Origin of the sequence: Nocardioides sp. NPDC101246 (assembly GCF_044767415.1) — a bacterium.
GTDB lineage: Bacteria > Actinomycetota > Actinomycetes > Propionibacteriales > Nocardioidaceae > Nocardioides.
The window spans coordinates 419,793-434,241 of record NZ_JBIWNX010000003.1 but is presented as its reverse complement, the minus strand read 5'-3'; the positions used below and the strand labels follow the sequence as shown (position 1 = coordinate 434,241).

At 70.7% G+C, this 14,449-nt stretch carries 11 protein-coding genes; 6 read left to right on the top strand and 5 right to left on the bottom strand.

The window, feature by feature from the left end:
* Positions 1 to 10: 10 nt before the first annotated feature.
* Positions 11 to 1,654 (top strand): hypothetical protein, encoded by a 1,644-nt coding sequence (locus tag ACIRON_RS07610; RefSeq protein ID WP_402991067.1) that lies wholly within the window; start codon positions 11 to 13, stop codon positions 1,652 to 1,654.
* Positions 1,651 to 2,562: a glycosyltransferase family 2 protein gene (locus ACIRON_RS07605; RefSeq protein WP_402991065.1), complete on the top strand. Its 912-nt coding sequence runs from the start codon at positions 1,651 to 1,653 to the stop codon at positions 2,560 to 2,562. The genes ACIRON_RS07610 and ACIRON_RS07605 overlap by 4 nt, the downstream gene beginning before the upstream one ends.
* Here ACIRON_RS07605 and ACIRON_RS07600 read toward each other — a convergent pair.
* The 3 genes from ACIRON_RS07600 to ACIRON_RS07590 are packed head-to-tail and all read right to left on the bottom strand — an operon-like array spanning position 2,538 to position 6,341.
* Complete coding sequence (locus ACIRON_RS07600) at positions 2,538 to 3,584, bottom strand: acyltransferase family protein (protein WP_402991062.1); 1,047 nt, start codon at positions 3,582 to 3,584, stop codon at positions 2,538 to 2,540. The genes ACIRON_RS07605 and ACIRON_RS07600 overlap by 25 nt on opposite strands.
* The gene (locus ACIRON_RS07595; RefSeq protein ID WP_402991059.1) at positions 3,532 to 4,917 is read right to left on the bottom strand and encodes an O-antigen ligase family protein; all 1,386 of its coding nucleotides are present in this window, start codon (positions 4,915 to 4,917) and stop codon (positions 3,532 to 3,534) included. Before ACIRON_RS07595 ends, ACIRON_RS07600 begins: the two co-directional genes overlap by 53 nt.
* Positions 4,918 to 4,919: 2 nt before the next feature.
* Positions 4,920 to 6,341 (bottom strand): polysaccharide biosynthesis tyrosine autokinase, encoded by a 1,422-nt coding sequence (locus ACIRON_RS07590; protein ID WP_402991057.1) that lies wholly within the window; start codon positions 6,339 to 6,341, stop codon positions 4,920 to 4,922.
* Between the two features lie 307 nt (positions 6,342 to 6,648).
* On the opposite strand from ACIRON_RS07590, the gene ACIRON_RS07585 reads away from it, so the two are divergent.
* Positions 6,649 to 7,347 (top strand): hypothetical protein, encoded by a 699-nt coding sequence (locus tag ACIRON_RS07585; RefSeq protein WP_402991054.1) that lies wholly within the window; start codon positions 6,649 to 6,651, stop codon positions 7,345 to 7,347.
* 50 nt (positions 7,348 to 7,397) lie between these two features.
* A complete protein-coding gene (locus ACIRON_RS07580) occupies positions 7,398 to 8,183 on the top strand; it encodes a siderophore-interacting protein (RefSeq protein WP_402991051.1) in 786 nt (261 codons plus the stop codon).
* A gap of 153 nt (positions 8,184 to 8,336) precedes the next feature.
* Here the strand turns inward: ACIRON_RS07580 and ACIRON_RS07575 are convergent, their stop codons facing one another.
* Positions 8,337 to 9,236: a M15 family metallopeptidase gene (locus tag ACIRON_RS07575; protein ID WP_402991049.1), complete on the bottom strand. Its 900-nt coding sequence runs from the start codon at positions 9,234 to 9,236 to the stop codon at positions 8,337 to 8,339.
* 60 nt (positions 9,237 to 9,296) lie between these two features.
* Here ACIRON_RS07575 and ACIRON_RS07570 point away from each other — a divergent pair, with 60 nt between their 5' ends.
* Positions 9,297 to 9,752 (top strand): MerR family transcriptional regulator, encoded by a 456-nt coding sequence (locus ACIRON_RS07570; protein ID WP_402991046.1) that lies wholly within the window; start codon positions 9,297 to 9,299, stop codon positions 9,750 to 9,752.
* Here the strand turns inward: ACIRON_RS07570 and ACIRON_RS07565 are convergent.
* A complete protein-coding gene (locus ACIRON_RS07565; protein ID WP_402991044.1) occupies positions 9,709 to 10,719 on the bottom strand; it encodes an aldo/keto reductase in 1,011 nt (336 codons plus the stop codon). The two genes, ACIRON_RS07570 and ACIRON_RS07565, sit on opposite strands and share 44 nt — an antisense overlap.
* A 186-nt stretch (positions 10,720 to 10,905) precedes the next feature.
* Between ACIRON_RS07565 and mfd the strand changes: the two genes are divergently transcribed.
* Positions 10,906 to 14,421: a transcription-repair coupling factor gene (gene mfd / locus ACIRON_RS07560; protein ID WP_402991200.1), complete on the top strand. Its 3,516-nt coding sequence runs from the start codon at positions 10,906 to 10,908 to the stop codon at positions 14,419 to 14,421.
* Positions 14,422 to 14,449: the final 28 nt, after the last annotated feature.

The window sequence follows — 14,449 nt, the reverse complement described above, 5'->3', positions numbered from 1 at the left end:
GTCCCCCACGATGAGAGATGTGATGAAGCCGATCCTGGCTGTGCTGGCGCTCGTGGCAACCACGAGTCTGACCCTGGCGACGACCTCCGCATCCGCGGACACCGCGCCGACCGATACCGACCTTCCGAAGACGGTCTCCGCCGACGTTCTTCCCACCGTGCAGATCAACGGCGTCGCCTGGAAGCAGGTGATCGTCGGTGACATCGTCTACGTCGGCGGCAGCTTCACCTCCGCCCGTCCGGCGGGTGCCGCGGCCGGCACCAGCGAGACGGCGCGGTCGAACATGCTCGCCTACCGGCTCTCGACCGGGAACCTGATCACCACCTTCGCGCCGAAGTTCAACGGCCAGGTCAAGGACATGGCGCTCTCGCCCGACAAGAAGCTGCTCTACGTCGCGGGTGGCTTCACCCAGGTCGACGGCGTCAACCGCTACCGGGGCGCGGCGATCGACCTCGCCACCGGGAAGGCGACGAGCTTCCGGCCGATCTTCAACTCGACCACCAACGCGGTCGCGGCCACCTCCAGCGCGGTCTTCTACGGCGGCGTGTTCACCTCGGCCGACAACACGGCACGTACGAAGGTCGCCGCGGTCAAGCCCGGCGACACCGGCACGCAGCTGCTGCCGTTGAACCCGAAGGTCGCCGGCGGCAACGTCAACGACCTCGTGGTCTCCTCCGACGGCACCAAGATCGTCATCGGCGGCGCGTTCACCAGCGTCAACGGCTCCTCGAAGCCGGGCTACGGCCTGGCTCGTCTCGAGGTCTCCTCGGGCAGCTCGCTGGCGCTGCCGGTCAACGACGAGATCCGCAACGGCGGCACCGAGGCGGCGATCCTCTCCCTGGAGTCCGACGGCACCAGCTTCTACGGCACCGGCTACAACTACGGCAGCGGCGGCAACTCCGAGGGCTCGTTCAAGTCCGACTGGGCCACCGGCAAGCTGACCTGGCTCGAGGACTGCCACGGCGACACCTACGCCATCTGGCCGACCGCCGACGCGGTCTACCAGGCCAGCCACAAGCACCACTGCGGCACCTCCGGCGGATTCCCGGAGACCAAGCCGCGCAGCTGGTACCACGCCACCGCGGTCACCCAGGACGTACGCGGCACCAACATCGCCGACGACAAGTACGACTACCCCGACCACCCCGGCACCCCGCGCCCGGAGTTCCTGGAGTGGTACCCCAAGTGGACCAACGGCACCTACACCAGTGCCCAGCAGTCGACCTGGACCGTGACCGCCAACTCGAACTACGTGATCTACGGCGGTGAGTTCCTCAAGGTCAACGGCGTCGCCCAGCAGGGTCTGGTGCGGTTCGCCGTCAAGGACATCGCGGCCAACAAGGTCGGTCCGACGCTGAAGGGCGCCGCGTGGGCGCTGACCGGCTCCTCGCCGTCGGCGGGCAAGGCGACGCTGAAGTGGCCGGGCAACCCCGACAAGGACAACGCGACCGTCACCTACAAGCTCTACCGCGGGACCTTGGACTCGACGCCCATCAAGACCGTCAAGGTCTCGGCCCCGTTCTGGAAGCACACCGCGATGACCTTCACCGACACCGGCCGCACCAGCGGCTCGTCGCAGAAGTACAAGATCGAGGCAGTGGACCCGCTCGGCAACATCTCTCGGTCTGACTGGGTGACGGTCAAGATCCGATGACCCAGCCGGTCTGGGTGGGCATGCTCACTTATCGGCGCCCCGAGGGGCTGGCCGAGGCGGTGGGCATGCTCCGGGCCCAGCTCGATCTGGTTCCTGGCGCTCGGCTGCTCGTCGTGGACAACGACGAGCATCCGAGCGCTGCGTCCGCGGTCGCGGAGGCGGCCGGAGGGGACGTACGCGTCGTCTACGTCCACGAGCCGACCCCCGGCATCGCCGCTGCCCGCAACCGGGCTCTGGCCGAGGCCGGGCCCGAGGCGGTCGTCGTCTTCATCGACGACGACGAGCAGCCCTCGCAGATGTGGTTGCCGACGCTGCTGGCGTGCTGGGAGGAGACCGGTGCCGCTGCCGTCGTCGGCCCGGTCCTCTCCACGTTCGACGATGACCCGGATCCCTGGATCACCGCGGGTGGCTTCTTCCAGCGGCTGCGGCACGCCACCGGCACCGTCGTCACCACCGCGGCCACCAACAATCTGCTGCTCGACCTGACCCGGGTCGGCGAGCTCCGCTTCGACCTCGGCTTCGGCCTCTCCGGCGGCTCCGACACCGTCTTCACCCGCACGCTGTCGGCCGCCGGCGGCCGGATCGTGTGGTGCGACGAGGCGCCCGTCCACGACCTGGTGCCCGCCGACCGGGCGACCCGGACCTGGGTACGCGCCCGCGCCTCCCGCATCGGCAACTCCGACTCCCGCGTGCAGGTCTACCTCGCGCCTGCCGGCCGCCGCCCGATCGCCCGGCTGCGCGCCACCGTCCGCGGCCTCGTCCGCGTCCTGGGCGGCTCCGCCCGCCTCCTCCTCGGCCGCCTCGCCGGCTCACCGACCCACCACGCCCGCGGCACCCGCACCCTGCTTCGGGGCGTGGGCATGCTCCGCGGTGCCTGGGGCTCCTACGTCACCGAGTACGCCCGCTGACCAGTCCGCTGGTCGACCAGCGGAGCATCGAAGATGCCGTGGACGGTTCCGGTCACGAGGCGGTCGAGACCCAGCGCGAGCAGGATCGCGACGAGGGTCAGCAGGGGCACGGCCACGAGGCCGGCGCCCGGGGGCCAAGCGATGTCGCGGCCGGTGAGCAGGGCTGTGGCGGCGGTGATCGGGAAGGCGTGGACGACGTAGATCGGCAGCGTGCGGGTGCCGAGGTGGCGTACGAAGCCGAGTGTCGGAATCCGGGCGATCAACACCCCGAGCCCGCAGCCGGCGGCGACCGCGAGCAGTCCGAGCATCGGCCGGACGAAGACGATCCGGTCGTCGGCGACGTAGAGGAAGAACCCCAACGTCAGGACGTACGCCACCACCGCCCCGACCACGTGGACCGGCCGCATCCGCGGTACGAGCGAGCGCACCGTGGGTGCTGTGCGGGAGGCCAGCACGAAGAAGAACCAGTAGCGGAACGTCTTGTCCCACGGGACGTCGTCGGTGGAGACGAGCCCGGCGGCGAAGACGGCGGAGCAGAGCAGCGCGGTCCCGACGACGAGCCAGGCCGGCAGCCGCCGGGTCAACCACCCCACGAGGGTGAACAGGCACAGCGTGTAGAGGAACCAGAGGTAGACGTTGGGCTCGACCAGGATGCGGGCGATGGAGGCGAAGGCGTCGGGCGGTGAGTGCGGCAGGAGCGCGCGGAAGGCGCCGAGGAGCAGGCACCACAGGACGTACAGATAGATCAGGTTCAGGCACCGGGTGCGCAGCACCTCCCGCAGCGGGCGGGCGAGCAACGAGGGGGCGAGGAGGCCGGCGAGGAAGAAGAACAGCGGCATCCGGAACGTGTCGAGCGGGTAGGCCAGCCGCGACCAGGGGCCGGCGAGGCCGACCAGATCGAGGTTGATCACCGCGTGGAAGAGCACCACGAGGATGATCGCCAGGCCGCGCGCGGAGTCGATCCAGCCTTCACGCACGCTGCGGACCTCCGGCGAGGTAGCGGCGGCGAGCGCGCTGGTCACGACGAGCCTGGCGCGGCCTTCGCATCGCCGGCTTCGGCCCGGGCGGCACCGGATCGGTGGCCGCCTCCTTGCGCTGCAGCAGAAACACCCCGAGGGCGAGCGCGAGCGGCGGGAGCGAGCTGATGATCGGACCGAAGAAGAGGTTCCAGCCGAGCTGCAGGGCGAGGAAGATGCCGAGTGCGGTGCCGGTGCGGTGGGCCATGCTCCGGCCCAGATAAGCGGTGGCGAGCCACAGCAGCCACCCGGACAGCACCAGCCCGGCCAGCCCGAACCAGATCCACAGGTCGCCGATCAGCGAGTGCACCTCGATCCGGGTGCCGAACATGTAGTGCTCGACGTAGCCGTTGTCCGGGTCATAGCCCAGGCGAGACATCCCCTGCTTCGCGACCTGCATATCGGTCGAGGTGGCCATGACGCCGGCGCCGTAGCCGAGCGGCTCGTGCAGCATCAGCGCGACCGCGGCGCCGATCTCGGGCCGGCCGCCGAGGATGAGTGACCCGGCCGCCTGGGTCTGCTCCTCGGTGCGCTGCTGGGCCGACTGGCCGAGGTAGCCGTCCAGCGCGGCGCCCTCCAGCGATCGGTAGAGCCCGAGCCCCAGCGCGCCCACCAGCACCAGCGAGAGCAGCGCCGAGGTGGTCCGCTTGGCCGTCCGCGGCCGGTGCTGCCACAGCAGCAGCACCGCGGTCATGATCAGGAACGCGCTCATCGACCTGGCCCCGGACAGTGCGGTGACCGCGGTGAGGATCCCGAGGGCGGTCATGTCGGCGAGGAGCCTCTTGCGGGGACGCCGGCGGATCAGCAGGCAGGCTCCCAGCAGCAACATCGTCGCGGGCATCGAGAACCCGAACCGCCATGGGTCCTCGGCGAACCGGGAGTTCATCGTCGCGGTCAGGAACGAGCCGACGGCGTAGAGGCACACCACGACCCCGGGCGACAGCACCCGCTGCGCCCACAGCAGCGCCCCGACGCACATCGCGGCCGAGACCACCGGCAGCAGCTCGAACAGCACCCCGGCCTCGGTCGGCGGGTGGGTCGCTGAGCGCCAGGTGGCGAGCGCCAGTGCGGAGACGAGGCAGGCGAGAAGAAGTACGCCGCCCAGGGCCGCGCCGCGATAGCGGCTCGCCTCCCGGATCCAGACCGGCGCCAGCGCCGCACCCATCAGTCCGCCCACGGTCAGGCCCCGGACGAGGTCGAAGTCGGTGCCGGCCAGGAACGCCGCAGCCCCAGCCAGGAGCGCAGTGAGCACCTCCCAGCCGGTGCGCTCGGCGCGCTGAGTGCGCCCGGAGCGACCGGAGCGCCCAGCGCGGACCCGGACCGCCGTCGCGACGGCCACGCTCAGCTTCCGGCGGCGGGGTAGCCGTGCTGGCGCGGCTCCCGGGGGCGTACGAGACCGGAGAGGAGGCGGGCGAACCAGCCCTGCTCGGGCTGGCCGTAGTAGGTGTGGGCGGCGGTGTCCCGGACCTGGTTGGCGACGATGCCGAGGCACCGGGCGTCGACGGCCTCGAGGCTGTCGATGGCCTCGAGCACCTGCGGGCGGTGGATCGTACGGCAGTTGGCGACCACCAGGGCACCGTCGGTCAGCCGGGACAGGATCGCGCCGTCGGCCACCGGGAGCAGCGGCGGGGAGTCGAGGATGACCACGTCGTAGGCGTCCCGAGCCTCCGCGAGCAGGTCGATCATCCGAGGCGAGCCGATCAGCTGCGCGGGGTTGGGCGGGATCTCACCCATGGTGAGCACGTGCAGGTTGGCATCGCCCCAGACCTGGACGACGTCGCCGAGCTCCGCCTTCCCGATCAGCACCGTCGTCAGCCCGGCCGCACCCTCCAGACCGCAGTAGTCGGCGACCGCGGGGCGACGCATGTCGGCGTCGACCAGCAGCACGCGCTGACCCTGCTCCGCGATCGCCAGCGCCAGGTTGATCGAGGTGGTCGACTTGCCCTCGCCGCCGATCGAGGAGGTCACGACCATCGAGCGGACCCTCGAGGAGGCGTCGAGGAACTGCAGATTGGTCTGCAGCCTCCGATAGGCCTCTGCCGCGACGTTGTGCGGATCGATGGCGGTCACCGCGCCGCGCGAGCGCCGCTGGCCCCGGCGCCGGGGGATCGCCCCCAGGAGCCCCATGTCGGTGAGCTGCTCGAGCTCGGCCGCGGTCCTGACCCGGGTGTCGAGGAGGGCGCGGACCACGGCGATGGCGACGCCGAGGCCGAAGCCGCCGGCGAAGCCGACCAGAGCGGCCAGTCGCGTACGCGGTGCGAACGCCTCCTGCGGCGGGTCGGCGCGGGCGACCACGGTCACCTCGACCGCGGACTTCTTGTTGGAGCTGGGGGAGAGGTTGGTGATCGTGGTGGTGAGCTCGTCGGCGACCGCGTTGGAGAGGTCGGAGGCGCCGGTGCTCGTGGTGGCCACCGCGTCGATCTCGATGATCACGGTGTCGAGCGGGTTCTCGGCGGTGATCTCCTCGGCCAGCGCCTTCGGGGTCGTGTCGAGGTCGAGGTCGTAGATGACCTGGTCGAGCACGACCGGCATCGTCGCCAGCTTGGCGTACGACTGGACGATGTCCTGGGTGAACGTCGAGCCCTGGACCAGCTCCTGGGTCGTCGCGCCGCGCGCGATCGAGACGAAGACGGTGCTCTGCGCGCGGTACTGCGGCGGGCTCGCGTGCGCCTGCGCGAAGGCCGCGCCGGCGCCGATGATCGCGAGCACCGCGACGATGTACCAGCGCTTTCGCAGGGCAGCGACATAGTCGCGCAGGTCCAACAGGTCACTCCATCCGATGTCTTTGCCAGGCTGCTCGTCCGTGACTCATCCGCCGAAGCGGAGCCCGAGGCGGTGCATGCCGCCGTCAGGGCAGGTCCACGGGGCCATCGCACATCCTCACCCGATTGTGGGGATGACAGGGCCGAGCGGCCGCCTCGTTCCCCCAAATGGGGGATTGATCTGCCGTCGGTTTCTGGACCCGCACGTCGATTGCGTAATGTCTGTCCGTCACGTTCGGGGGGTTGGCCGCGTGGATGTGAGATCCACGCTCGAGAATCGGCAGGCAACTGTTCGAAGGTAGGCAGGGATGGACACCGCGACGATCCTGGTCGTCTGCACCGGGAACGTACGACGATCGCCGGCCGTCGAGGCGATGCTCCGTGAGGGCGTCGGCCAGGTCGGTGGGCTCGCGCGCCACGGCATCACGGTGATCTCGGCCGGCAGCGAGGCGCTCGAGGGCTACGACATGGACCCGATGATCGCCTCCGAGGTCGCGCTCGCCGGGGTCCGGCTGACCAGGCACCAGGCCTACCCGCTCAACGAAGACGACATCGAGAGCGCCGACCTGATCATCACCGCCGAACGCTCCCACCGCAGCGAGGTCGCCCGGCTGGTGCCCTCCGCGGTCAAGCGCACGTTCACGCTCATCGAGATCGCCGCGCTCGGCGACCTGCTGGGACGTACGGCCCTGGGTGGCCCCGCGGGTTCGGAGGCGGATGCGGCCACCCGGCTGCGTACGCTCGTCCAGCTCGCGCCCCTGGAGAAGGCCCGGCGGCGGGTCCGGCGGCCGGCCGACGACGACCTCCAGGACCTGCGGAAGCGGTCCCCGCGCGAGGCCCGGCGGCTGGTGACCGAGGCCCGCGGCCACGTCGAGACGCTGCTGCGGGTGCTCGAGCCGAGCCTGTCGCTGGTAGCCAAGCCCCAGCGCCCCGCTCCCGCCATCCCCGCGCCCCCTGCCGAGTCCACCCAGCCCCGGTCCACGCACTCCACCCGGTCGGCGGGTTGACGCCTCCGGGTTTGCTGCGGTCCATTTGAGCGCAAGTTAGGGTTGCCTACATGAGCCGTCCCGCCAAACCTGAGACCATCCTCGTCGTCACCGCCACCGAGCGGCTCAGTCCGACGATGATCCGGGTGAGCTTCCGCTCCGAGGACCTGAGCGCCTTCTCCTCGAGCGTCTTCACCGACCGCTACGTCAAGCTGGTCTTTCCTCAGAAGGACGATGACCTGGTGGTGCGCACCTACACCGCGCTCAACCCCTCGGTCGAGGAAGGCACCCTCGACATCGACTTCGTCGTCCACGGCACCGAGGGGTACGCCGGTCCCTGGGCCGCCGCGGCCCAGCCCGGCGACACCCTCGCGGCTCGCGGCCCGGGGGGCGCCTACTCGCCCGCCCCCGAGGCCGACTGGCACCTGATCGCCGGCGACGAGACCGCCCTGCCCGCCATCCGCGCTGCCCTGGCCGCATTGCCCGCCGACGCCCGCGGCTACGCCGTCATCGACATCCCGGCGCCCGGCCACGAGCAGCCCCTCGACCACCCCGACGGCGTCGAGGTGACCTGGCTGGTCACCGGCGGCCACACCCACCACGCCGCCGAGGACGCCGAGGGCCACGAGCAGCCGCTCGTCACCGCCATCCGCGACCTGAAGTGGCTCGACGGCCGCGTCCACGCCTTCGTCCACGGGGAGGCCGCGGTCACCATGCACGGCATCCGCCCCTACCTCCTCAAGGAGCGCGGCGTCCCGAAGGCCGACGTCTCCATCTCCGGTTACTGGCGCCGCGGCCGCACCGAGGAGACCTTCCGCGACTGGAAGCGCCAGCTCGCCGAAGCCGAGTCCGCCTGACCCGAGCCGCCATCCCCGCTGGTCGAGCCGCGAGGCCGCCTGCGGCCGAGCGTGTCGAGACCAACACGGTGCGATCAAGCGCGGACCTCACCGTGTTGGTCTCGACACGCCTCCGCCTAGCGGCTCCGGCGGCTCGACCAGCGGTGCCGGGCCTCAGGTGCCGTTCTCGCTGAAGTGCTGGTAGTCCTTCAGCGAGTTCCAGTCGCCACCCCAGCCCCAGCCGATGTCGGCGAAGGCCTGGACGACGACGTCGTCGGCGTGGATCATCCCGGGCGCCTTCCGGTCACGGTCGAGATACCAGCGGGCGAGCTCGGGGATGACGCGGTCGCCCTTGACGTACGGGTTCTGGAAGGTGTTGATGTCGATCGCCAGGCCGTAGGCGTGCTGGGAGAACGAGGTCTGGCCGACCGTGGGGCGGCAGACGAAGCCGCCGGTGCCGTTGCCGTCGCCGGTCGGCGGAGCGTCCAGGGACGCCTTCGTGGCGATGTCCATCTGCTCGATCGGGAACCTCGCCTCGTAGAGCTTCCGGAAGACGCCGACGACGTCCTCGGCGACCCGGGCGTTGATCAGCATCTCGCCGGTATGACGCTCGCCGTCGAAGCCCCAGAACGTCATCCGTACCCAGGCCAGCTCCCGGCGAGAGACCGGGCATCCCGGAACCCAGGTCGAGCGCGCGATCACGTCGTCCGGTGCGATGTCGACCTCGGCCGTGAAGCCGTCACCGGGCAGCATCGGCATCACGTCCGGCAGCGTCCATGCCCGGTGGCGCAGCTCCTTCGGTGTCGGCCCGGCGATCCCGTATCCCTCCGAGTCCTCCTTCAGCACCCGGGTCCCCAGCCACGGTGGCGGCACCGACCCGGGCTTCGGGGCAGCCGGAGAAGACGAAGGTACGTCGCTGGGTGACGGCTCCGCGGAGGAAGAAGCCGAGGACGATACCGAGGACGATGCCGAGGGACCCGAGCCGGCCTCGGGCGCCCCGCCGCACCCGCTCAGCACCAACGCGATCACGCCCAGCGCAGCGACGGCCGACCCCGCGGCGTACGTCCTCTTCACCTCTCCAACGTAGCCGAACCCGCTTGACTTCGAGTGCACTCGAACCAGGACACTGGAACCATGACGTCGCAGGCACAGAGCAACGGGCTCAACGATGGGCTCAGCATCGCCGAGGTGGCCGATCGGACCGGTCTGACCGCGCACACGCTGCGCTACTACGAGCGCGACGGCCTGATGCTCGGGGTCGGCCGCAACGGGTCGGGCCACCGCGCCTACACCGAGGGCGACCTCGGCTGGATCACGCTGATCACCAGGCTTCGCTCGACCGGGATGCCGATCCGGGAGATCCGGCGCTACGCCGAGATGGTCCGGGCCGGCGAGGGCAACGAGGAGACCCGCCTCGAGCTGCTGCGCGCCCACCGCGACCGGGTGCGCGCGCAGCTGGAGGAGACGGCCGCCCATCTGGACGCGATCGAGTTCAAGGTCGCCTACTACGCCGCCGCCGTGGGGGAGACCGACCCGGACGCCGAGCTCATCGCCCAGCAGCGTCGAGCCGCGCCCTCTGCTCCTCGCTGAGCTCGAGATCGACCGCCGCCAGGCTCTCCTCGAGCTGAGCCACCGAGGAGGCCCCGACCAGCGGGATCACCGGAAGGGCGTCGCCGAGCATCCAGGCCAGCACGACCTGGTTGCGGGTCGCACCGGTCTCGGCTGCCACCTCGTCGAGCACCGCGAGCCGCGCGGTCGTCCCCGGGTGGTCATAGGCCCGATCGAGCGGCTTCGAAGGATTCGTGTAAGCCCCGGTGAGCAGCGGCGTGTAGGCCACCAGCGTCAGCCCCGGCGTCGCCCGCAGGTAGGCCAGCAGCGAGGCGTCGGCGACCCCGATCTCGCCGTCGACCGAGAGCCGCGGGTCGGGGATGTCCGTCCGCGGACGCAGGTAGGTGTGGTGGTACTGCAGCACGCTCGGCCGGGCCTCCTCCGGGTTGACCGCCCGCGCCCGCTCGACCTGCCAGGACCAGTGGTTGCTCAGCCCGAACTGCCCGATGACACCGTCCTTGACGAGGGCGGCGAAGCCGGCGGCGTACTCCTCCAGCGGCACGCCGTTCATGTCCGGCACGTGCGCGTAGTAGAGGTCGAGGCGATCGACGCCGAGGCGTTCGCGGGAGCGGTCGGCCTGCTCGCGTACGTTCTCGGGCGCGAGCCCCTCCCAGCGCCGGGTCCGCTGGTTCTCCCAGCCGTTCTCGACGCGCTCGACGACGTCCGTGGGGCGGGCGCCGACCTTGGTGGAGATGACGAGCTCCTCGCCGATCCCGCGGTCGCGGCGCCACTGCCCGAGCACGGTCTCGCTCTCGCCGCCCTGGGTGCCGTTGGCCCAGTAGGCGTAGTTGTTGGAGGTGTCGACGAAGGTGCCGCCGGCCTCGACGAAGCGGTCGAGGATGTCATAGGAGGTCGAGACGTCGGTGTCCGTCCCGAACCGCATCACGCCGAGCGCGAGCTTGCTGACGCGCCGGGAGCCGGCGCCTGATCCGATGGTCGTGTATCTCATGCGATCCACGCTCCGGCCTCGTGCGCGCTCGAAGTCAAACGTCTTTACGCACGTCTCCTAGACTGATCCCAGCACCCCCTGTCTTCCCGGCCGGGGGCTCTCGTGCTTGCCTGCCATTTTGGAGTCACCGTGATCCTCGCCCCGCTCGCCGATCTCGTCCTGCGCGATGCCGCCCTGAGCGAGGTGATGGCGGAGGCCAAGGGCGGCCGGATGCTCGCGCTCGACGTCACCGGCCCCGAGGCGCTGCGCCCGTTCGTGGTCACCGGTCTCGTACGCCAGGAGCGCACCGTCCTCGCGGTCACCGCGACCTCGCGAGAGGCCGAGGACCTGGTCAACGACCTGACCGACCTGCTGCCTCCCGACACGGTCGCCTACTACCCGAGCTGGGAGACGCTGCCGCACGAGCGGCTCTCGCCGCGCAGCGACACCGTCGGACGCCGGCTCGCCGTTCTGCGGCGGCTGCGTCACCCCGACGCTGACGGTGTGCACGGTCCGCTGAAGGTGGTCGTCGCCCCGGTCCGCAGCGTGCTCCAGCCGCAGGTCAAGGGCCTCGGCGACCTGGAGCCCGTGGAGCTGACCAAGGGTCAGGAGGCGAGTCTCGACGACGTCGTCGTGAAGCTCGCCGACGCGGCGTACTCCCGCGTCGACCTGGTCGAGAAGCGTGGCGAGTTCGCGGTCCGCGGCGGCATCGTCGACGTCTTCCCGCCGACCGAGGAGCACCCGGTCCGTGTGGAGTTCTGGGGCGACGAGGTCGACTCGATCCGCCACTTCGCGGTCGCCGACCAGCGCGCCATCTCCGAGGAGCACGGCGGGGCCACCGAACGACTCTGGGCGCCACCGTGTCGCGAGCTCCTGCTCACCCCGGAGGTCCGGGCGCGAGCCAAGGCCCTCGGTGAGGCCCATCCGACCCTGATCGAGCTCACCGACAAGATCGCCGCCGGGATCGCGGTCGACGGCATGGAGTCGCTCGCGCCCGCGCTCGTCGACGACATGGAGCTGCTGCTCGACCTGATCCCGGAGGACAGCCACGTCCTGCTGCTCGACCCCGAGCGGATCCGCAGCCGTGCCCACGACCTGGTCGCCACCGCCGAGGAGTTCCTCGGTGCCTCCTGGGCCGCCGCGGCCAGCGGGGGAGTCGCCCCGATCGACCTCTCCGCGGCCTCCTACCGCGACCTCGCCGACGTGCGCGCCCACGCGATCTCGCAGGGCAAGCCGTGGTGGTCGGTCAGCCCGTTCGGCCTCGATGACGCGGATGCCGATCTCGCCGATCCGGACGTCGTCGGCGTCCCCGCCCGCAAGATCGACTGGCAGCCCGCGAAGGCCTACCGCGGCGACACCTCCGTGGCGCTGGCCGACATCGAGCGGTGGCGCGACGACAGCTACCGCGTGGTCGTCGTCCAGCCCGCCCACGGCACGGCGCAGCGTACGGTCGAGTCTCTCGGCGAGCGCGACATCCCGGCCCGCCTGGCGGAGGAGGACCCGGAGGCCGCCAAGCCCGTCCACAAGACCGTCACCGTCGTCCACGCCCGCCTGACCCACGGCTTCCTCGACGAGGCCAGCCAGCTGGTGGTGCTCACCGGTGAGGACATCTCCGGGCAGAAGTCGTCCACGCGCGACATGGTCAAGATGCCGGCGCGGCGCAAGAAGCAGATCGACCCGCTCGAGCTCAAGCCCGGCGACTACGTCGTCCACGAGCAGCACGGCGTCGGCCAGTTCATCGAGATGAAGCAGCGCGAGGTGCAGGGCGCGACCCGCGAATACCTCGTCCTCGAGTACGGCGCCTCCAAGCGGGGCGGGCCCGCCGACCGCCTCTACGTCCCGGCCGACGCCCTCGACCAGGTGACCCGCTACGTCGGTGGCGAGCAGCCCAGCCTCGACCGGCTCGGCGGCGCCGACTGGCAGAAGCGCAAGGCCCGAGCCCGCAAGGCGGTCCGTGAGATCGCCGCCGAGCTGATCAAGCTCTACGCCGCCCGGCAGGCCACCAAGGGCTTCCAGTACGGCCCCGACAACCCCTGGCAGCGCGAGCTCGAGGACGCCTTCCCGTTCCAGGAGACCGCCGACCAGCTCGCCGTCATCGACGAGGTCAAGCAGGACATGATGCGGCCGGTGCCGATGGACCGGCTGGTCTGCGGCGACGTCGGCTACGGCAAGACCGAGATCGCGGTGCGGGCGGCGTTCAAGGCTGTCCAGGACGGCAAGCAGGTCGCTGTGCTGGTGCCGACGACGCTGCTGGTCTCCCAGCACCTCTCGACCTTCATGGAGCGGATGTCCGGGTTCCCGGTCAACGTACGTGGCCTGTCCCGGTTCCAGACCGACAAGGAGGCCGCCGAGGTCATGGCCGGCCTCGCCGAGGGCACCATCGACATCGTGGTCGGCACCCACCGTCTGTTCAACAAGGACATCCGGTTCAAGGACCTCGGCATGATCATCGTCGACGAGGAGCAGCGTTTCGGTGTCGAGCACAAGGAGGCGATGAAGCGCCTGCGCACCTCCGTCGACTTCCTGTCCATGTCCGCGACCCCGATCCCACGCACCCTGGAGATGTCGATCACCGGCATCCGGGAGATGTCCACGATCACCACACCGCCCGAGGAGCGCCACCCGGTCCTGACGTACGTCGGTGCCTACGAGGACCGCCAGATCGTCGCCGCGGTGCGCCGTGAGCTGCTCCGCGAGGGTCAGGTCTTCTACATCCACAACCGGGTCAACTCGATCGAGAAGGCGGCCGCGCGGATCCGCGAGCTGGTGCCCGAGGCACGGGTCGCGGTCGCCCACGGCCAGATGAACGAGAAGCAGCTCGAGCAGGTGATGGTCGACTTCTGGGAGAAGGAGTTCGACGTGCTGGTCTGCACCACGCTGGTCGAGTCCGGCCTGGACGTCTCCAACGCCAACACGATGATCATCGAGCGCGCCGACACGCTGGGGTTGTCCCAGCTCCACCAGCTCCGTGGTCGCGTCGGCCGCTCCCGCGAGCGCGCCTACGCCTACTTCCTCTACCCCGGCGAGAAGCCGCTGACCGAGACCGCACACGAGCGGCTCGCGACCCTGGCGCAGCACTCCGACCTCGGCGGCGGCATGGCGATCGCGATGAAGGACCTCGAGATCCGCGGCGCCGGCAACCTGCTCGGTGGCGAGCAGTCCGGCCACATCGCCGACGTCGGCTTCGACCTCTACGTACGCCTCGTCGGCGAGGCCGTCGCCGAGTTCAAGGCCGGTCCCGACGGCGCCGCCGAGGAGCTCAACGAGGTACGCATCGAGCTCCCCGTCGACGCCCACCTGCCCCACGACTACATCCCCTCCGAGCGCCTGCGGCTGGAGATCTACAAGCGCCTGGCCGAGGTCCGCTCCGACGAGGACGTGGAGGCCGTGGCGGCCGAGCTGCTCGACCGCTACGGCAAGCCGCCCGCGGAGGTCTCCTCGCTGCTCCAGGTCGCCCGCTTCCGCGCCCGGGCCCGCCAGGCCGGCGTCTCCGAGGTCACCCTGGCCGGCAAGAACGTACGCTTCCACCCGGTCTCGCTGCCCGACTCCCGAGTCGTCCGGCTGAACCGGATGTACCCGAAGTCCCTGGTCAAGCCGCAGCTGGACACCATCATGGTCCCGCGCCCGGTCTCCTCGGGCTTCCCCGCCAAGCCCCTCGACGGCCCGGATCTCCTCGACTGGGCCCGGGTCGTCATCGACGCGATCGTCGACCCGCTCACCTGATCCGTCCGCCGAGTCGGCGCGTCCTGAC